Annotated in this window: 11 protein-coding genes; 7 read left to right on the top strand and 4 right to left on the bottom strand. The window is 33.9% G+C overall.

Features of this window, described 5'->3' with window-relative positions:
- Window positions 1–205: 205 nt before the first annotated feature.
- From dnaX to SJY43_RS11955, 3 genes are read left to right on the top strand one after another with little or no spacing between them, the layout of a single operon-like run.
- Window positions 206–1927: a DNA polymerase III subunit gamma/tau gene (gene dnaX / locus SJY43_RS11965; RefSeq protein ID WP_396603407.1), complete on the top strand. Its 1722-nt coding sequence runs from the start codon at window positions 206–208 to the stop codon at window positions 1925–1927.
- On the top strand, window positions 1920–2498 hold the full coding sequence (locus tag SJY43_RS11960; protein WP_396600978.1) for a hypothetical protein: 579 nt from the start codon (window positions 1920–1922) through the stop codon (window positions 2496–2498). Before dnaX ends, SJY43_RS11960 begins: the two co-directional genes overlap by 8 nt.
- A gap of 13 nt (window positions 2499–2511) precedes the next feature.
- Window positions 2512–3093: a tRNA-(ms[2]io[6]A)-hydroxylase gene (locus SJY43_RS11955; RefSeq protein WP_396600977.1), complete on the top strand. Its 582-nt coding sequence runs from the start codon at window positions 2512–2514 to the stop codon at window positions 3091–3093.
- Here the strand turns inward: SJY43_RS11955 and SJY43_RS11950 are convergent.
- From SJY43_RS11950 to SJY43_RS11935, 4 genes are all read right to left on the bottom strand, one after another.
- The gene (locus SJY43_RS11950; RefSeq protein ID WP_396600976.1) at window positions 3090–3692 is read right to left on the bottom strand and encodes a porin family protein; all 603 of its coding nucleotides are present in this window, start codon (window positions 3690–3692) and stop codon (window positions 3090–3092) included. The genes SJY43_RS11955 and SJY43_RS11950 overlap by 4 nt on opposite strands.
- Before the next feature lie 189 nt (window positions 3693–3881).
- Complete coding sequence (locus SJY43_RS11945) at window positions 3882–4787, bottom strand: Ppx/GppA phosphatase family protein (RefSeq protein ID WP_396600975.1); 906 nt, start codon at window positions 4785–4787, stop codon at window positions 3882–3884.
- Window position 4788: 1 nt separating this feature from the next.
- Window positions 4789–6855 (bottom strand): polyphosphate kinase 1, encoded by a 2067-nt coding sequence (gene ppk1, locus SJY43_RS11940; RefSeq protein WP_396600974.1) that lies wholly within the window; start codon window positions 6853–6855, stop codon window positions 4789–4791.
- Between the two features lie 122 nt (window positions 6856–6977).
- Window positions 6978–7472, bottom strand: coding sequence for a SixA phosphatase family protein (locus SJY43_RS11935; RefSeq protein ID WP_396600973.1), 495 nt, complete (start codon window positions 7470–7472; stop codon window positions 6978–6980).
- Window positions 7473–8039: 567 nt separating this feature from the next.
- On the opposite strand from SJY43_RS11935, the gene SJY43_RS11930 reads away from it, so the two are divergent.
- The 4 genes from SJY43_RS11930 (at window position 8040) to SJY43_RS11915 (ending at window position 21894) form a co-directional block, all read left to right on the top strand.
- Window positions 8040–18155: an HYR domain-containing protein gene (locus SJY43_RS11930; protein ID WP_396600972.1), complete on the top strand. Its 10116-nt coding sequence runs from the start codon at window positions 8040–8042 to the stop codon at window positions 18153–18155.
- Between the two features lie 13 nt (window positions 18156–18168).
- Window positions 18169–19104 carry a type IX secretion system membrane protein PorP/SprF gene (locus tag SJY43_RS11925; protein WP_396600971.1) on the top strand — a complete coding sequence of 312 codons (936 nt, stop codon included), beginning with the start codon at window positions 18169–18171 and terminating at the stop codon, window positions 19102–19104.
- A 10-nt stretch (window positions 19105–19114) separates the two neighbouring features.
- Window positions 19115–21028, top strand: coding sequence for an OmpA family protein (locus tag SJY43_RS11920; protein ID WP_396600970.1), 1914 nt, complete (start codon window positions 19115–19117; stop codon window positions 21026–21028).
- 437 nt (window positions 21029–21465) lie between these two features.
- Window positions 21466–21894 (top strand): hypothetical protein, encoded by a 429-nt coding sequence (locus SJY43_RS11915; RefSeq protein WP_396600969.1) that lies wholly within the window; start codon window positions 21466–21468, stop codon window positions 21892–21894.
- Window positions 21895–21916 lie beyond the last annotated feature (22 nt).

The following is a 21916-nucleotide window of genomic DNA, read 5'->3' as shown; positions in this document are numbered from 1 at the left end:
TTTATATCGTTACGAAGTTATAATATTTTTACAAAGCCCAATAATATATGGCATTTATTGTAATATTATTTTGTTAATAACTCGTATTAAATTTTAGCATCTAAATTCTTAATTCTAAACTGAATTTTTAACTTTGTTATTATTCAATAGGCATCATGAGATGCTGAATATTGAAACAAGTTTAACACAGGTAAATTCAGTAAAATTGGAACACTTTGTAGTATCGGCTAGAAAATACAGACCCCAAACGTTTAAAGACGTTGTTGGGCAGCAAGCTATTACAAATACATTGTTGAATGCTATTGAAAACAATCATTTAGCCCAAGCCTTATTGTTTACGGGGCCTCGTGGTGTTGGCAAAACAACCTGCGCTCGTATTTTGGCTAAAATGATTAATAGTGATGGTACAGAAACTGGCGATGAAGATTTTGCATTCAATATTTTTGAACTCGATGCAGCTTCAAACAATTCGGTTGATGATATTAGAAGCTTAACAGACCAAGTTAGAATTCCACCACAAGTTGGTAAATACAAAGTTTATATTATTGACGAGGTACACATGCTATCTCAAGCGGCTTTTAATGCGTTTCTTAAAACCTTAGAAGAGCCACCGAAGCATTGTATTTTTATTTTAGCAACTACAGAAAAGCATAAAATAATTCCTACCATATTATCGCGTTGTCAAATTTTTGATTTTAAACGTATTACGGTAAAAGATGCTAAGGGATATTTAAAATATATTGCGGAAGAACAAGGTGTAACTGCTGAAGATGACGCGTTGCATATTATTGCTCAAAAAGCAGATGGTGCCATGCGTGATGCACTTTCTATATTTGATCGTGTTGTTAGTTTTTCAGGTAAAAATTTAACCAGACAAGCTGTTACCGAGAATTTAAATGTACTTGATTACGAAACGTATTTTACGAGTACAGACTTGATTTTAGAAAATAAAATACCCGAATTATTACTTCAATTTAATAACACCCTTTCAAAAGGTTTTGATGGGCATCATTTTATTGCAGGTCTAGCCTCACATTTTAGAGATTTACTGGTTAGCAAAACACCAGAAACTATAGCATTACTAGAAGTTGGTGAACAAACTAAAGAAAAATACTTAAAGCAATCGCAACAAGCCTCTCAAGAATTCCTGATGCAAGGTATAAATCTTGCTAACGACTGCGATCTGAAATATAAAACAAGTAAAAATCAACGCTTACTTGTTGAATTATGCCTTATGCAACTTGCCTCTATCACTCATGATGGAGAAAAAAAAAATAGCAAACATTACATAATTCCGGCATCTTACTTCAGGAAAAAGGGTATTACTCCTATTCCGGTTACAAAACCTGTTAAAGCTGAAAACGTTAACACGTCCGCGGAAGCGAAAACAGAAAATAAGCAAACTGAAAAAGTTGTTGAAAAATTTCAAGTTAACGAACCACCAAAAATTGTTTTAAAACAAGATTCTAAACGATCTTCTGGGTTATCCTTGAAAAGTATTAGGGCTAAAAAAGAACATCTTATTAAACAAATGGATGTTGTTGTTGATGAGGAAGATTTACCAAAAGAACCTTTTACTGAAGATGAATTTGTAAAGGTCTGGAATCAATACATTGATAAACTAACAAGCGATGGTCAACATAATTTGGCCTCTATTCTATCTATTGATGTGCCTAAAGTAAAAGGTAATATTGCGCATTTAGAATTTCCAAATGCTACGAATAAAGTAGAACTTGAACGCCAGCAATATAATCTTTTAGGGTTTATAAGAAAGTCGCTTAGTAATTACGATATTTCATTATCAATATCTGTAAACGAAGTTTTAGAAAAGAAATATGCTTACACACCTCAAGATAAATTTGATAAATTAAAAGAGAAAAACCCAAATATTGACCTTTTAAGAAAAACTTTCGATTTAGATGTATAATTTACTAAATACCAGCAAGTTGTTGTCTTTTGTTTTTGCTATTGCAATACTGTTTTCTAATTGTGATGGTCAAGATAGAAAACATAAAAGTAATACCGAAGTTCTTCAAGAAAATAACCAGTTAAGCGCTTACAGTAAAAAGGTTGAATTTATACCAAATAAGCCAGTTGTTATTTATACTGATACTATTTTGAGCAATGGTTTTACTGTGAAAATTAATTATCACTCCATTGAAAAAGAATCATTTTACGGAGTAGTTGAAAATGAAAATGATACTACCAATATTAAGAATTATAAAAATTTTGAAGCTAAAATTTCAGTTTATAAAGACAACTCACCCATTGCAGAAACTACTATTTCTAAAATGACATTTCTCGAATTTGAAGATGCTTCATTCTGGAAAAGTGCGATTATGCAATATGTTTGGGTTGACCCGAATGCTTCGAATGAAAACGTGCTTTGCCTTAATACATCTTTCAAAATAGTAGATACAGAAAACTTTAAAGATTTTGTTGTTATGATTGATAAACATGGCGTTATTAAAATTAATGAAAGGAAAATGAATTGCTAATTCTGAAAAAATTATGCTAGGACTTAAATTACCAACAGACCCACGCTGGGTAAATATTGTAGAAAAAAATATTGAAGAAATTTTAACTGATCATGCATTCTGTGAGCAAAAAGCAACCAGTACGGCTATTTCACTAATTGTTAGTTTTCCAGAATACACCGATTTGGTTCAAGAAATGACGGCTTTGGTAAAAGAAGAAATTAGTCATTTTAAAATGGTACACGATATTATCATAAAACGAGGTTGGACTTTAGGACGTGATAGACGTGATGATTATGTTATTGAACTCCTTAAGTTTTTTCCAAAAGGTGGTAGCAGAACCACACAACTTGTGCATCGTTTGTTGTATGCTGCTTTAATTGAAGCTAGAAGTTGCGAACGTTTTAGACTACTTTCTGAAGAACTGGAAGACAAAGAACTTGCAGTCTTTTACAAAAACTTGATGGTAAGTGAAGCCAATCATTACACCATGTTTTTAGGTTTTGCTAGACAATATGGCGAAAAAAAAGAAGTTGACACCAAATGGCAGCAACTTCTTGAATATGAAGCTAAAATAATGTCTAACTTAGGAACTAGCGAAGCTATACACGGTTAAAATTTATAACCAACTCCTAATTGAATATTTCTGTTTTTTGCAACAATACCTAAGTGATCGTCAAAAACATTTCTAATACCATAATTGTATCTAACATCTACAAATATGGCATAGTTAATTTTATAATCGGCACCTATAACGGCAGAATAACCTAGGTTTTTCATACCATCTTCAAACTTATGAACCTTCAGTCCAATTTGCGGACCAATACCAGCATGAAATTTTTCACTAAACCTAAATCTAAACAAAACTGGCATTTGTATGTAATCTAAATGCAAAGTTTCTTCGTTCGCACCCTCGGCAGAAAATTGAATTTCTGGAACTATAGAAAAAGATCTAGAAACACCAATATTAGCTAAGAAACCAATATACATACTGTTTCTATGTTTATTTCCAGATAATGGCTCGTTTTCAAAATCTAAATGCGAAATGGTGTAACCACCTCTTATGCCATATTTAACTCCACTAGAAGCAGACCATTTTTCCTGAACTTTGGCAGTATCTTGAGCTATTTCTGAAGATTTAATTTCTTTATTATCTTGAGAAAATCCTTGAAATGAAAAACCAAATAATACTGTTAAGAGTAGTAATTTTTTCATCTGTTTGTTTTTAATTATTTAAATCTATTCAGATGTAATTTGCCAATATATTGAAGTTGAGGGCAATATAAGTATAAAGGCTTATTTCAATATTAATAGATTTGGGTTATTATTAATAGTAATTATGCAGGTACGAATATATATTATAAATTTAAAATACAACAATTATACAAGCTAAAGTGCAAAATTTTACTGTGTATTGCTAGAAACCGTATCATAATAGACGCTTTTAATGATACCATCTGCAAGTCCTATTTTTGGCACATAGATATTTTTAGCTCCACTCCATTTCATTGCAGAAAGGTAAATTCGCATTGCAGGTATAATAACATCTGCTCTATCTTGGTTTAATGATAGTTCTGTAATACGTTCTTCGTAAGAATAGGTTTGAAGCATGTTATAATAAGAAGTCATGTAAAAATATGATAGTGGCTTACCCATTGCTTTACCGGATACTTTAAATATTTTATTGATATTTCCACCAGAACCAATAACATCAATTTTATCGTAACCTTTGGCGTTAATTTTAATCCATTCTTGTAATTCTTGCCATGTTTCTTTCTTAACCATATCGTTAAGAAGTCTTACAGTTCCTATTTTAAAAGACCTTGATGCTGCTTGCTTGCCTTGATGTATAACTGTAAATTCTGTACTTCCACCACCAACATCAACATATAAATACGTTTTATTAGGATCTATGTATTTATTTAAATCTGTAGCAGCAATAATTGCAGCTTCTTCTTCGCCTTCGATAATATCTATACTTATACCTGCATGTTCTAATACTAAATCTACAACTTTTTTACCATTTTTAGACTCTCGCATAGCAGATGTAGCACAGGCTTTATACTTAACCACTTTATGAGATTTCATAAGTAATTTAAAAGCCAACATGGTATCTAAAATACGTTGCGTGTTTTCTTTAGAAATTTTTTCTTTTATAAAAACATCTGCTCCAAGACGGATAGGCACACGAACAAGAGAGTTTTTTTTAAATTGTACAGGTTTTCCTTTTTGCTCAATAATATTTGAAATTAATAATCTTACTGCATTTGAACCTATATCTATGGCCGCATATTTCTTTATTGAAAGCATATTAATTTTCTAATTTTTTTATATAATAATCATAAACAGCAAATTGAGACCTAACTTTGTCCTCATTATTAACTAGATATTGATTTTCTTGTGAATCATTTAATAATCTTGCTTTTACATTGTCGCTCCAACTGATATTAAATGTGTCTATAATTTCCTTTTTTATGTCTTCATCATAAATAGGGCAGCTTACCTCTACTCTATTTTCAATATTTCGTGTCATCCAATCTGCTGAAGATATATATATTTTAGAATCACCATTATTTCCAAAAATATAAATTCTAGAATGCTCTAAAAACTTATCTACAACACTTATAACTTCAATGTTTTCACTCATTCCCTTTACTCCGGGTATTAAACAACAAATTCCTCTCACTATCATTTGTATTTTAACACCTGCTCTACTGGCTTCGTATAACTTATCTATCATTGGATAGCTTGAAATACTATTCATTTTTAATCTAATAAGTCCTTCTCTACCTTGATTTACATTTTCAATTTCTGTATCTATTAATCTAAAAACGCTACTTTTTGTATAATGTGGCGAAACAATTAAATGTTTGTACCTGTATATTCTATAATTTGTTTCAAAAAAGTTAAAAACTTGATTTACATCTTTTAAAATCTTTTTATTAGAAGTAAAAAGTGTATAATCTGTATATATATTTGCTGTAGATTCATTAAAGTTTCCTGTACTTATAAAACCAAATCGCTTTAGTTTCTTACCTTCTTCCCGCTCTACAACGCACATTTTACTGTGAACTTTAAGTCCTGTAACTCCAAATATTAAATTAACACCTTCATCTTTCATTTGTTGTGCGTAATTAATATTTGCTTGCTCATCAAATCTGGCCCGAAGCTCTATTGAAACTGTAACAGATTTACCATTGATGGCTGCATTTATTAATGAACTCGCAACATGAGAAATTTCAGCAAGTCTATAAATTGTAATTTTTATTGTTTTTACCTTTGGATCTAGAGCTGCTTCTCTTAAAAACTTAACAACATAAGAAAACGTTTGATAAGGGGCGTGTAATAAATAGTCTTTTTCTGAAATAGCGTGAAATATACTATCCTGCATGCTCAACCCTTTAATAGGCAAAGCTTCAATTTTATCATACAATAGGTCTGTTCTTCCTAAACTTGGAAACCCCATATAATCTCTTCTATTATGATAACGTCCTCCAGGAATAATACTATCTGTACCATCAATACCCATTTTAGACATTAAATAGCGTAATGTTTCTTTGTGTATGGTTTTATCGTAAACAAATCTTACTGGTTCTCCTAATTGACGTGATTTTACACTATCAGATATTTTTTCAATAAAACTCTTGCTTAAATCACTTTCAAAATCTAACTCACCATCTCTAGTAATTTTTATCATATGAGCAGAAATCGATTTATAATCGAAAATATTAAAAATATCACCTAGACAGTAACGTAATACATCATCAACCATAATAATGTAGTTCTTATCTCCTTGTTTAGGTAGTTCTACAAATCGATTTACAGATTTTGGAATTTCAATTAAAGCAAACTGTTTAGTATCTCCAGACATTAGCATTCTTACTGCTAAATAAGCTGCGCTATCTTTTAAATTTGGTAATACAACAGATTCGTTAAGTATTATGGTTACTAAAGCTGGACTAACCGTTTTAAAGAAATATTGTTTGATAAACTCACTTTGGTTTGAATCAATTTTAGTTTCGTCAATTATATAAATATTCTCGTCCTCTAATTTTTCACCAATAGTAGATAGTATAGCTAAGCTTTCACTTTGTTGTTTAATTACAATTTGCGTAATAATTTCTAATAGCTCTTTAGCTTTAATACCACCAAGTTCACTTTTACCACCTTTACCAGCTTCTACAATTCGTTTTACTGTTGCGTATCTAACTTTAAAAAATTCATCTAAGTTATTTGAAAAAATACCTAAAAAACGTAATCTTTCAATTAAAGGTACAGTTTGATCTGCTGCCTCTTGTAACACTCTAGCATTAAACTGTAACCAGCTTATTTCTCTATTTATATAACTGTTATTCTTCGCGTTTTCAGCTTTCGTCATTAACTATGGTGTATTATTAAAATTGAATAACAAATATATTGCATTTAGACTAAAATATCTGATTTTAGTCTATAAGCTATAAAATATTTTAAAGATTTATTGTTTTGTTAACAAAAGAAAATTTAAAGTTGATTCTTCAAATCTCTTGGGAAAATAGTTTTTAAAGTTTCTCCTTTTTTTAACGCTTTCCAGTTTTCAATATTAAATTGAATAATTACTACGCCGCTTGTGGGTACGTTTTCAATATATTCTGAACCAAAAGTATTTACAAAGCTTGTTAAAGCATAATTATGCCCAAAAATCATTAGATTATTTATAGAATCATCGCAGTTTTTAATAACCTCAATAAGTTTTTCGCCCGAAAAATCATATAAATCATGGTTAAAAGTTAATGAACCTTCTTCAATATTTAAGTTAGCCATAAATATTTGCGCTGTAGTTTTTGTGCGTTTTGCATCACTAGAAACAATTAATTCAAATTGCTTGTTTATTGATTTTAAGCACTTTGAAACGATGTGAGCATCATTAAAACCTCTTTTTTTAAGCGGCCTTTGATGATCTATTACATCGTGTTCCCAAGATGATTTTGCGTGTCTTATTAAGGTTAATTTTTTCAAATTATTCGATTAAAGGTAAATTTTATCGGTAAAAAGTTGCTTTCCTCGATAAAATTCAATTTATTTGCTTCTTAAATTTACTGTAAAAAATTGAAATAAAATAAATCAATAAAATAAATCAATGAAATAAAAGATAAACACCATTAAACGAAATAGTTACATTATAAAAAATGATTATTAAAGGAATTATTTACTTAGTAAGTTTTTTATTAACCTTTAGTCGGTTTTTTAAGTGATTGAACAATTTTTTTTGACTCAATTATTACATATGTCTTATTTCGCAGTACCTACTTAAATATTTGAAATAAAATTTATGAACCCAAATCTAAATTCTTATGACAACATTCCTATATACTTCAATGTTGCTTGCATACCAGTTTAGTTTTCTCAAAACTTTATTTTAATATCTAATTGTTAGTTGCAAAGTGTGACTTAAAATCACACTTATGGTCTAAAATATAATTTTAGGTTGGTTATTAATTATAACAGATAAGTAAAAAACGGAATCATATATAAATCCTTTTAAACTGTGTTAATAAATCATAATTAAAGGAAAATTAAGATATTATGAAATTAAAAATTACGCAAACTTTAATTTTAATTTGCATTTCATTAAGTTGTTTTATCAATGCACAACAGTCACCTTCTATACAAACGGGGGTTACATTTCAATGGTTAGACACACAGGCAAACTTGAGTGATCCTGCAACAATTAAATCTGTAACAATCGATGGTACAATATATAACACTTTTGTAGTACCATCTGATTATGAGTTAACTAGACTAGGTTCAGGTGGACATGGACCTAATAAATTAATAGAAAACGGAGTTAATTTAGCAACATCGAGTAATGACCCTAACTGGAATAATTTAGCACTTTCTGCTTTTCAAGATAAAAACTTAAATCATTATTTTAATGCTAATCCGAATGGAGATAATATTTGTAAAGACTTTGATGCAGTTGCAACAACCGATGCCCAAAAACAAACTATATTTTATGACCCAGCTATTCCATCAAATCAAGATGGCGTATTAGCAGTAACAGAAAGAGGTGCTAATAACTGTTTTTATGTAGAAATATGGGGTATTCCTGCTACCGGAGGTACTGAACAAAAATTAGGTCAAACCTTTGTTAGAAATAATGGCAATTATACCAATTGTACATTTGCCGCGCCTAATCCTAATTCTGATTATTGGCGCTCTGGGCGTTGTAATGAAAATAACCAAACTATTGGTATAGGCTTATTTTACTTAAGTGATATCGCACCTACAGGTTCTAAAATAACAAAAATAGAATTTGTTGGGGCTTCTAATGATCACGGTGATGGTAAATTCTTTTTACTTCAAAAATATGCTGTTGATGAAAATAATACTAATTGTATAAATGAAACTTACAATGGCAATCTTCACATAGGAAATAATGTACCTGAAAACTCAACTTATAGCTTAGTCTCTGGTCCTACGCCTTCAGGAGATTCATTTACCTTAAATTCAGATGGAACTTATACTTATGTTCCTACCACGGGTTATGTTGGGGATGTAGTTTTTGATTATGAAGTTTGCCTACCGGCTCCAAACACATCTGTTTGTGATCAAGCTACAGTAACTTTATCTATTATTGACTTGCCACCTGAACCAACGTTTTCTATAGCTTGTGGATCAAGCAATGACGACTTTACTATTGAAGTGTTAAGTCCTCTGGGAGGAGAATTTGAATATTCTATAGATAACGGTAACACATTTCAAGACACAACTGAATTTAACAGCTTACCTGAAGGTAACTATAATTTAGTAATAAAAAATATTGCCGCTGATTGTCTTACATATGATTCTAATAACCCTATAGTTTTAGATAATTTAGAACTTACTGGGTCGGAAACAGATATTTCATGTGAAGGTGATAATAATGGCTCAATTAGTATAGATCCGTCTGGTGGAACACTTCCGTATACCTATTTATGGAGTAATTCAGAAACTACTAAAGATTTAACAAACTTATCTGCTGGATCATATACTGTTACTGTAACAGATGCTAATGGTTGTACTATTTCTGACGATTTTAGTGTTTCTTTATTACCAGATAATATAGATCCTACCATTACATGTCCTACGGATGTGTCTGTAAATGTAGATGCGGGTACTTGTGCAGCAACTAGCGTAGCACTTGGAACACCTACAACGAATGATAATTGTTCGGTAGCTTCTGTTAATAATGATGCACCTGCTTCATTCCCACTTGGGGATACTACAGTAACTTGGACGGTAACGGATGGTTCTGGTAGAACAGCTACTTGTACACAAACCGTAACCGTAATTGATAATATAGATCCTACCATTACATGTCCTACCGATGTTTCTGTAAATGTAGATGCGGGTACTTGTACAGCAACTAGCGTAGCACTTGGAACACCTACAACGAATGATAATTGTTCGGTAGCTTCTGTTGATAATGATGCACCTGCTTCATTCCCACTTGGGGATACCACAGTAACTTGGACGGTAACTGATGGTTCTGGTAGAACAGCTACTTGTACGCAAACTGTAACCATAATTGATAATATAGATCCTACTATTACATGTCCTACGGATGTTTCTGTAAATGTAGATACGGGTACTTGTGCAGCAACTAGCGTAGCACTTGCAACACCTACAACTGATGATAATTGTTCGGTAGCTTCTGTTGATAACGATGCACCTGCTTCATTCCCACTTGGTGATACTACAGTTACTTGGACGGTAACAGATGGTTCTGGTAGAACAGCTACTTGTACACAAACTGTAACCGTAATTGATAATATAGATCCTACTATTACATGTCCTACCGATGTGTCTGTAAATGTAGATGCGGGTACTTGTGCTACGGATGCTGGTAATGTCACTTTAGGAACACCTACAACGAATGATAATTGTACGGTAGCTTCTGTTAATAATGATGCACCTGCTTCATTCCCACTTGGTGATACTACAGTAACTTGGACGGTAACGGATGGTTCTGGTAGAACAGCTACTTGTACACAAACCGTAACCGTAATTGATAATATAGATCCTACTATTACATGTCCTACGGATGTGTCTGTAAATGTAGATGCGGGTACTTGTACTACGGATGCTGGTAATGTCACTTTAGGAACACCAACTACGAATGATAATTGTTCGGTAGCTTCTGTTGATAATGATGCACCTGCTTCATTCCCACTTGGTGATACTACAGTAACTTGGACCGTAACAGATGGTTCTGGTAGAACAGCTACTTGTACACAAACTGTAACCGTAATTGATAATATAGATCCCACTATTACATGTCCTACAGATGTGTCTGTAAATGTAGATGCTGGTACTTGTGCAGCAACTAGCGTAGCACTTGGAACACCTACAACGAATGATAATTGTTCGGTAGCTTCTGTTGATAATGATGCACCTGCTTCATTGCCACTTGGTGATACTACTGTAACTTGGACCGTAACAGATGGTTCTGGTAGAACAGCTACTTGTACACAAACTGTAACTGTAATTGATAATATAGATCCTACTATTACATGTCCTACCGATGTGTCTGTAAATGTAGATGCGGGTACTTGTGCTACTGATGCTGGTAATGTCATTTTAGGAACACCTACAACGAATGATAATTGTTCAGTAGCTTCTGTTGATAATGACGCACCTGCTTCATTCCCACTTGGGGACACTACTGTAACTTGGACGGTAACTGATGGTTCTGGTAGAACAGCTACTTGTACACAAACCGTTACCGTAATTGATAATATAGATCCTACTATTACATGTCCTACCGATGTGTCTGTAAATATTGACATTACATCGTGTGACACGTCATCGGTAAATTTAGGAACACCAACAACTGATGATAATTGTTCGGTAGCTTCTGTTAATAATGATGCTCCAACAGTTTTTCCACTTGGTGATACGATAGTTACCTGGACAGTAACTGATGGTTCTGGTAATACAGCTACTTGCGAGCAAACGGTAACAGTTACTGATAATATTGATCCTAGTATAACATGCCCTGCAGATGTAGAAGTTAATGTAGACAACGATTTATGCACAGCGTCTAATGTTGAAATTGGAACAGCAACAACTTCTGATTGTGCTGTAGCAGAAGTAACCAATGACGCACCGTCAATATTCCCACTTGGAGTTACAACGGTAACTTGGACGGTTACTGATGCATCCGGTAATACAGCTACTTGCGAACAAACAGTAACCGTAATTGATAATATTAATCCCACTATTACATGTCCTAACGAAGTATCAGTAAACATGAACGCCACCGGATGTGATACGGATATTGCTGATGTGAATTTAGGAACACCGACTGTTGATGATAACTGTACGGAAACTACAATCACTAACGATGCGCCTACCACATTCCCACTTGGTGATACTATAGTAACTTGGACGGTAACAGATGGTTCTGGTAATACAGCAACTTGTACTCAAACCGTAACAATAATTGACGATACTGCTCCTACATTTGTAGAATGTGCGGCACCTGTATCAGTTAATATGAATGCCACCGGATGTGATACCGATATCGCTGATGTGAATTTAGGAACGCCTACGGTTGATGATAATTGTACGGAAACTACAATCACTAACGATGCCCCTACTACTTTTCCTTTAGGTGATACTATAGTAACGTGGACGGTAACAGATGGTTCTGGAAATACAGCAACTTGTACGCAAACCGTAACAATAATTGATGATACAGCACCAACATTTGTAGAATGTGCAGCGCCTGTATCAGTAAACATGAATGCCACCGGATGTGATACCGATATCGCTGATGTGGATTTAGGAACGCCTACGGTTGATGATAATTGTGCGGAAACCACCATCACTAACGACGCCCCTACTACATTCCCACTTGGTGATACTATAGTAACTTGGACGGTAACAGATGGTTCTGGTAATACAGCAACTTGTACGCAAACCGTAACGATAATTGATGATACAGCTCCAACATTTGTAGAATGTGCAGCGCCTGTATCAGTTAATATGAATGCCACCGGATGTGATACCGATATCGCTGATGTGAATTTAGGAACCCCGACGGTTGATGATAATTGTACGGAAACTACCATCACTAACGATGCCCCTACTACTTTTCCTTTAGGTGATACTATAGTAACTTGGACGGTAACGGATGGTTCTGGTAATACAGCAACTTGTACTCAAACGGTAACTATTATTGATGATACAGCACCAACATTTGTAGAATGTGCGGCACCTGTGTCAGTTAATATGAATGCCACCGGATGTGATACCGATATCGCTGATGTGAATTTAGGAACCCCGACGGTTGATGATAATTGTACGGAAACTACCATCACTAACGATGCCCCTACTACTTTTCCTTTAGGTGATACTATAGTAACTTGGACGGTAACGGATGGTTCTGGTAATACAGCAACTTGTACGCAAACCGTAACTATTATTGATGATACAGCACCAACATTTGTAGAATGTGCGGCACCTGTGTCAGTTAATATGAATGCCACCGGATGTGATACGGATATCGCTGATGTGAATTTAGGAACCCCGACGGTTGATGATAACTGTACGGAAACTACAATCACTAACGATGCACCTACTACATTCCCACTTGGTGACACGATAGTAACTTGGACGGTAACTGATGGTTCTGGTAACACAGCAACTTGTGCGCAAACGGTAACGATAATTGATGATACAGCACCAACATTTGTAGAATGTGCAGCACCTGTATCAGTAAACATGAATGCCACCGGATGTGATACGGATATTGCTGATGTGAATTTAGGAACCCCGACGGTTGATGATAATTGTACGGAAACAACAATCACTAACGATGCACCTACAACATTCCCACTTGGTGACACGATTGTAACTTGGACAGTAACGGATGGTTCTGGTAATACAGCAACTTGTACGCAAACCGTAACAATAATTGATGATACAGCACCAACATTTGTAGAATGTGCAGCACCTGTATCAGTAAACATGAATGCCACCGGATGTGATACGGATATTGCTGATGTGAATTTAGGAACCCCTACGGTTGATGATAACTGTACGGAAACTACAATCACTAACGATGCCCCTACTACTTTTCCTTTAGGTGATACTATAGTAACTTGGACGGTAACAGATGGTTCTGGTAATACAGCAACTTGTACGCAAACCGTAACTATTATTGATGATACAGCACCAACATTTGTAGAATGTGCGGCACCTGTGTCAGTTAATATGAACGCCACCGGATGTGATACGGATATTGCTGATGTGAATTTAGGAACACCGACTGTTGATGATAACTGTACGGAAACTACAATCACTAACGATGCGCCTACCACATTCCCACTTGGTGATACTATAGTAACTTGGACGGTAACAGATGGTTCTGGAAATACAGCAACTTGTACGCAAACCGTAACAATAATTGATGATACAGCACCAACATTTGTAGAATGTGCAGCGCCTGTATCAGTAAACATGAATGCCACCGGATGTGATACCGATATCGCTGATGTGGATTTAGGAACGCCTACGGTTGATGATAATTGTGCGGAAACCACCATCACTAACGACGCCCCTACTACATTCCCACTTGGTGATACTATAGTAACTTGGACGGTAACAGATGGTTCTGGTAATACAGCAACTTGTACGCAAACCGTAACGATAATTGATGATACAGCTCCAACATTTGTAGAATGTGCAGCGCCTGTATCAGTTAATATGAATGCCACCGGATGTGATACCGATATCGCTGATGTGAATTTAGGAACCCCGACGGTTGATGATAATTGTACGGAAACTACCATCACTAACGATGCCCCTACTACTTTTCCTTTAGGTGACACGATAGTAACTTGGACGGTAACGGATGGTTCTGGTAATACAGCAACTTGTACGCAAACCGTAACTATTATTGATGATACAGCACCAACATTTGTAGAATGTGCGGCACCTGTATCAGTTAATATGAATGCCACCGGATGTGATACGGATATTGCTGATGTGAATTTAGGAACACCGACTGTTGATGATAACTGTACGGAAACTACAATCACTAACGATGCCCCTACTACTTTTCCTTTAGGTGATACCATTGTAACTTGGACGGTAACAGATGGTTCTGGTAATACAGCAACTTGTACGCAAACCGTAACTATTATTGATGATACAGCACCAACATTTGTAGAATGTGCGGCACCTGTATCAGTTAATATGAATGCCACCGGATGTGATACCGATATCGCTGATGTGAATTTAGGAACACCGACTGTAGATGATAACTGTACGGAAACAACCATCACTAACGATGCACCTACTACATTCCCACTTGGTGACACGATAGTAACTTGGACGGTAACGGATGGTTCTGGTAATACAGCAACTTGTACGCAAACCGTAACAATAATTGATGATACAGCACCAACATTTGTAGAATGTGCAGCACCTGTATCAGTAAACATGAATGCCACCGGATGTGATACGGATATTGCTGATGTGAATTTAGGAACACCGACTGTTGATGATAACTGTACGGAAACTACAATCACTAACGATGCACCTACTACATTCCCACTTGGTGACACGATAGTAACTTGGACGGTAACTGATGGTTCTGGTAACACAGCAACTTGTGCGCAAACGGTAACGATAATTGATGATACAGCACCAACATTTGTAGAATGTGCAGCACCTGTATCAGTAAACATGAATGCCACCGGATGTGATACGGATATTGCTGATGTGAATTTAGGAACCCCGACGGTTGATGATAATTGTACGGAAACAACAATCACTAACGATGCACCTACAACATTCCCACTTGGTGACACGATTGTAACTTGGACAGTAACGGATGGTTCTGGTAATACAGCAACTTGTACGCAAACCGTAACTATTATTGATGATACAGCACCAACATTTGTAGAATGTGCAGCACCTGTATCAGTTAATATGAATGCCACCGGATGTGATACCGATATCGCTGATGTGAATTTAGGAACACCGACTGTTGATGATAACTGTACGGAAACTACAATCACTAACGATGCCCCTACTACTTTTCCTTTAGGTGATACTATAGTAACTTGGACGGTAACAGATGGTTCTGGTAATACAGCAACTTGTACGCAAACCGTAACTATTATTGATGATACAGCACCAACATTTGTAGAATGTGCGGCACCTGTATCAGTTAATATGAATGCCACCGGATGTGATACCGATATCGCTGATGTGAATTTAGGAACACCGACTGTAGATGATAACTGTACGGAAACAACCATCACTAACGATGCCCCTACTACTTTTCCTTTAGGTGATACTATAGTAACGTGGACGGTAACAGATGGTTCTGGAAATACAGCAACTTGTACGCAAACCGTAACAATAATTGATGATACAGCACCAACATTTGTAGAATGTGCAGCGCCTGTATCAGTAAACATGAATGCCACCGGATGTGATACCGATATCGCTGATGTGAATTTAGGAACGCCTACGGTTGATGATAATTGTACGGAAACTACCATCACTAACGATGCACCTACTACTTTTCCTTTAGGTGACACCATTGTAACTTGGACGGTAACGGATGGTTCTGGAAATACAGCAACTTGTACTCAAACCGTAACAATAATTGATGATACAGCACCAACATTTGTAGAATGTGCGGCACCTGTATCAGTTAATATGAACGCCACCGGATGTGATACCGATATCGCTGATGTGAATTTAGGAACGCCTACGGTTGATGATAATTGTACGGAAACTACCATCACTAACGATGCACCTACTACTTTTCCTTTAGGTGACACCATTGTAACTTGGACGGTAACGGATGGTTCTGGAAATACAGCAACTTGTACTCAAACCGTAACAATAATTGATGATACAGCACCAACATTTGTAGAATGTGCGGCACCTGTATCAGTTAATATGAACGCCACCGGATGTGATACGGATATCGCTGATGTGAATTTAGGAACGCCTACGGTTGATGATAATTGTACGGAAACTACAATCACTAACGATGCACCTACTACTTTTCCTTTAGGTGACACTATTGTAACTTGGACGGTAACTGATGGTTCTGGTAATACAGCAACTTGTACGCAAACGGTAACTATAATTGATGATACTGCACCAACATTTGTAGAATGTGCGGCACCTGTATCAGTTAATATGAACGCAACCGGATGTGATACCGATATTGCTGATGTGAATTTAGGAACGCCGACTGTTGATGATAACTGTACGGAAACAACCATCACTAACGATGCACCTACAACATTCCCACTTGGTGACACGATAGTAACTTGGACGGTAACAGATGGTTCTGGTAATACAGCAACTTGTACGCAAACCGTAACAATAATTGATGATACAGCACCAACATTTGTAGAATGTGCGGCGCCTGTGTCTTTAAATGTTGATGCTGACGGATGTACAACAGATATTTCTAATATCGATTTAGGAATACCAACAGTTGATGATAATTGTACAGAAACAACGATTACTAACGATGCACCAGATACGTTTCCTTTAGGTGAAACTATCGTGACTTGGATGGTAACTGATGGTTCTGGTAACACAGCTACATGTGAGCAAACCGTAACGATAATTGATAATGTAAAACCAATTTTTATTGAAACATTACCAACTGATGCAACTTATGAATGTGATAGTGTTCCCGATGCTGAAACATTAACAGCAACAGACCCATGTGGTGACGTTGATGTAGTTTTCACAGAAACAAGAACTGATGGTTCATGCATCTCAAATTATTCATTAGAACGTAAATGGGTAGCTACAGACCAAAATGGTTTAACTACAACGCATATACAAACAATAACAGTTCAAGATACTAAAGCTCCAGAGCCAACTACAGAAATTGAAAGTTCTATAATTGTGAATTGTGAAGATATTCCAGAAGTTCCTACAATTGAATTTATTGATAATTGTTCAGCAAATGTCAATGTCATTTTCAATGAAACAAGTTCATTCGAAGAAGATAACCCATCAGACTATAGAGTAACAAGAACTTGGACAGTTAGTGATGATTGTGACAATAGCCAAGTGTTCATACAAATAATTTCAGTTACTTTAAATGATTTTATTACTACTATAAATGATAGTGCTTGTACTGATGATGGAATAATCGATTTAAATGATTATTTGGATAATGATGAAACAGAAGGAGAATGGGTATTAGAAGAAGGTAATGCAGTTTTAAATGATAGTCTATTGGATCCAGAAAACATTGATTTAGGCAACTATAAATTCACTTATACAATATTTAATAATGGATGTTTAGAGACTATTGAGGTAATTTTAGAAATTAATGATGACTGTATTGTACTTCCTTGTAATGATAGAGATCAAGTTATTATTTCAAAAGTTGTAACTCCAAATGGTGATACGTATAACGATTTCTTTACAGTAAACACCATTGAGGGTTGTGAATTCGTAGTAGAATTACAAATATTCAATCGTTGGGGAGCTAAAATCTATGACAATTCAAATTATCAAAATGATTGGAATGGTTATGCTCATAATGCATCAGTTGGAAGAGCAGAAAAAGTTCCTAATGGAACATATTATTATATTATAAATTTAAAGAATAGTGGATTAGAACCTTTCGCTAAAGCATTTTACGTAGGTACTAAATAAATCTAGAAAGACTATGAAGTCATTAAAGTTTAGCATATGTATTTTTATACTAGCAAATTGTTGGAATGGAGTTGCGCAGCAGCTACCCCAATTCACACAGTATATGTACAATACAATCTCTATAAACCCTGCATATGCTGGTAGTAGAGAAACCTTAAGTGTAATTGGTTTGCACAGAAGTCAATGGGTTGGTCTAGATGGAGGACCAACCACACAAACCATATCTGTTCATAGTCCATTAAGAAATGACAGAGTTGGAGTTGGTGTTTCATTTATTAATGATGAATTAGGTTATGAGAATTTCACATACTTTTATGGTGACTTCTCATATACTCTTCCAATAGGAGAAAAATCTAAACTTGCTTTTGGTATAAAAGGTGGTTTTACTCAATACAATATTGATCAATCACTTTTAGATGATTCAACAGTAATCAACGATCCTTTTTTCGATGATGTTTCTAACAGATGGAGTCCAAATGTTGGCCTTGGTGCATTTTTGCATTCCAATCGTTGGTATGTTGGCCTTTCTGCTCCTAGAATATTAAATACCGATTATAATAAAGGCAAACAAGGTACTATTGATTATATAGCATTAGAGCGTGTTAGTTACTACCTTACTGGTGGTTATGTTTTCGATTTAAGCGAAACAACAAAATTTAAACCGGCTATGCTATTAAAGGCAACAAATGGTGCTCCCCTATCTTTTGATATAACCGCTAATTTTCTTTTTAATGAAACCTTTTGGCTTGGTGCATCCTATAGAATTAACGAATCTGCAGCTGCTTTTGGTGGAATAGCAGATTTTCAAGTGACAAAACAACTTAGACTTGGATACGCATATGAATATCCAATATCAGAAATAAGAGCATACACAAGTGGTACACATGAATTTTTATTAATGTATGAGTTATTTAAAAGTAAACGTATAAAATCACCTAGATACTTCTAAAAAAATCAATATGAAAACAAACTATTTATTACTACTATTCGTTTTTACTATTGGATCTACATTTGGTCAAGAAAAACTAGCAGATAAATTTTTTAATAATTACGGTTATGTAAAAGCAAGCGAACTGTATGAAGAGGTAGTTAAAAATGGTGATGAAGATCAACATGTTTTAACACGCTTAGGAGATTGCTATTATAACAATTCAAATTCAGAAAAGGCTGTGTTTTGGTATAAAAAAGCTTTAGACAAATATGAACTTGATTCTGAACACTTATTCAAATACATTCAATCTTTAAAAAGTTTAGGCGAATACAATGAAGCTGATATTTGGACAAAAAAATTCTTAGAAATTCAGAATAACGATAGTAGAATTAAAGATTATAGTTCTAACAATTTGCAAAAGTATGAAGCCCTTAATGCTGCAAATGAAGCCTTATATATTACTATAGAAAACTTACCTATAAATTCAAACCTTTCAGATTTTGGTTCTCTTATTTATAATAACGAACTATATTTTGCTTCAGCAAGGGGTTTAAATGAAAACAAAGAATACGGTTGGAATAAAGAACCTTTTTTAGATTTATTTCAAGTTTCTGTTAAAGAGAAAGACTATGAATTAGAATTTGGTGAAACACATTTAATCAAATCAACAGATGTAAATACCGACTATCATGAAGCTACAATTGCAATAACTAATGACGGTAAAACCTTATACTTCACAAGAGACAATGTTACAAGAAAAAACAAGCTTAATTTTGATAAAAAAGGAACAACTCATTTAAAAATATATAAAGCAACGCTTATTAATGAAAGTTGGGAAAACATTAAAGAATTACCAATAAATGATGAAGTTTTTTCAACCGGTCACCCAGCGTTAAGTCCTGATAATAAAAAATTATATTTTGTTTCTGATAGAGAAGGCGGATTTGGTCAAACAGATATTTATGAAGTAGATATCTTAGAAAACAATAAATATAGTGAACCAAAAAATTTAGGGCCTAAAATAAATACAGAAGGCAGAGAAATGTTTCCTTTTATTAGTAAAGATAGTACGTTCTATTATTCCTCAGACGGACGATTAAATTTAGGTCTATTAGATATTTTTAAATCTAATATTATAAAAGATCGAGTTTCAGAGCCTCAAAATTTAGGAGCTCCATATAATAGTGGATATGATGATTTTGCTTTTTTTATTGACCCTTCAAATAAAAATGGCAGAAGCTACTTATCATCAAATAGGCCTGGTGGCATAGGTAATGATGATATATATACAGTTTATTCAGAAGCGTGTTCACAAATCATTAAAGGTGTTAGTAGAGAGAAAACTACTAAAGAACCTATAGCAAATGTAACAGTAAGTTTAGTTGATGAATCTGGTAAAATCATAGAAGAAATTATAACAACGGATAATGGCGAATATGAGTTTGTTTTAAATTGTGAAAAGACCTATACTATTTTAGGAAAAGTTAAAGCGCATATAGATGACCAAATACAAGTTAATACAAATGACAAAAATAAAATTGTAACTGAAAAAGATTTATTTTTAGAATCGCTCATTAAAGGAAATCAAATAGTAGTTAAACCTATATTTTTTGATTATGGAAAATGGGATATTAGAACAGATGCTCAATATGAACTAGAAAACATTGTTGACGTATTAAGAGTTAATCCAGAAATGGTTATTAAAATTGAAGCACATACAGATAGTCGCGGTAGAGATAATTTTAATATGAGGCTATCCGATAAAAGAGCAAAATCAACTAGAGATTATATACTCTCTAGAGGAATAGCCAATGAAAGAATTGAAAGTGCTATTGGTTATGGTGAAAGTCAACTACTAAATAATTGTTCTAATGGTGTTAAATGTTCGGCACAAGAGCATCAACTAAATCGTAGATCATATTTTTATATTGTAAAACAATAAATCAAAAAAACATAAAATAGAATAAACCTCTAGTTATTAGCTAATTATATATTTAAAAAACAACATAATATCGACAAAACACAGATTATATCGATAAAATGCTTATTTTAGCGTTTAATCGAATTTATATGTGATTTACCATGTATATTTGATGAACTAATAACATATATGTTTTTTTGCAATACCTACTTATAAATTTAAAATTATGACCCCGAATCTAATTTCAAAAATAAATAAGGCATTATTTAACTATAATGCACTACCCTCACGTTTTTCCCTCAATAATATTTACAATTATTTTTTATTAACTAAAATCGCAATTACGAGCATTAAATATAGTTCGTAACAAGTTTCTGTTTAATAATTATTAATAATACATATAAATTATGAAAAATAAATCGACTTTTACATTTTGTATATTTTTTATAGCATGTAGCTTGTCATTACTTGTTAATGCACAACATAATAGTAATGCAGACTTATTTCAGATGGAAGTTGTTGAATATAGTTATGAGTTAGATTCAAAAAAACCGAGATATCATATTTTGGCCTTACAAAATAATACCAATAAAGAATTAACTATTAATCTTTCAACAATTGTTGATGATACGAATGGTGGTGATAAAAAAAACAATCAAAATCTTATTGTTGACCTGTTAAGTGAAGATTTAACCCAATCTTTAAATTCTATTTCACTTCGCAGTAAACAATTAATAAAGTTTAAAGTTAAGATAGTATATCATCCTAATGCTAGATTAGGTTCTATGAATATTTGTACAATTATAGCCAAATCATCTAATAATACTGATGAAAAAACTTTAAAAATAAATGCAAATATTCCAAATCCAAAAACAAAAGGACATTAAATATAATTTACTAAATATTAAT

The sequence above is a fragment of the Algibacter sp. R77976 genome (assembly GCF_044594645.1).
Taxonomy (GTDB): domain Bacteria; phylum Bacteroidota; class Bacteroidia; order Flavobacteriales; family Flavobacteriaceae; genus Algibacter_B.
The sequence above is the reverse complement of the archived record's forward strand: the minus strand, read 5'-3'. Positions and strand labels throughout refer to the sequence as shown.

Bases quoted from the DNA above. Each gene is read 5' to 3' on its own strand.
- SJY43_RS11920 (WP_396600970.1), top strand. From the start codon at position 19,115: ATGAAAACAAACTATTTATTACTACTATTCGTTTTTACTATTGGATCT.
- ppk1 (WP_396600974.1), bottom strand. From the start codon at position 6,855: ATGACGAAAGCTGAAAACGCGAAGAATAACAGTTATATAAATAGAGAA.
- SJY43_RS11960 (WP_396600978.1), top strand. From the start codon at position 1,920: ATGTATAATTTACTAAATACCAGCAAGTTGTTGTCTTTTGTTTTTGCT.
- SJY43_RS11945 (WP_396600975.1), bottom strand. From the start codon at position 4,787: ATGCTTTCAATAAAGAAATATGCGGCCATAGATATAGGTTCAAATGCA.
- SJY43_RS11955 (WP_396600977.1), top strand. From the start codon at position 2,512: ATGCTAGGACTTAAATTACCAACAGACCCACGCTGGGTAAATATTGTA.
- SJY43_RS11930 (WP_396600972.1), top strand. From the start codon at position 8,040: ATGAAATTAAAAATTACGCAAACTTTAATTTTAATTTGCATTTCATTA.
- SJY43_RS11925 (WP_396600971.1), top strand. From the start codon at position 18,169: ATGAAGTCATTAAAGTTTAGCATATGTATTTTTATACTAGCAAATTGT.
- SJY43_RS11950 (WP_396600976.1), bottom strand. From the start codon at position 3,692: ATGAAAAAATTACTACTCTTAACAGTATTATTTGGTTTTTCATTTCAA.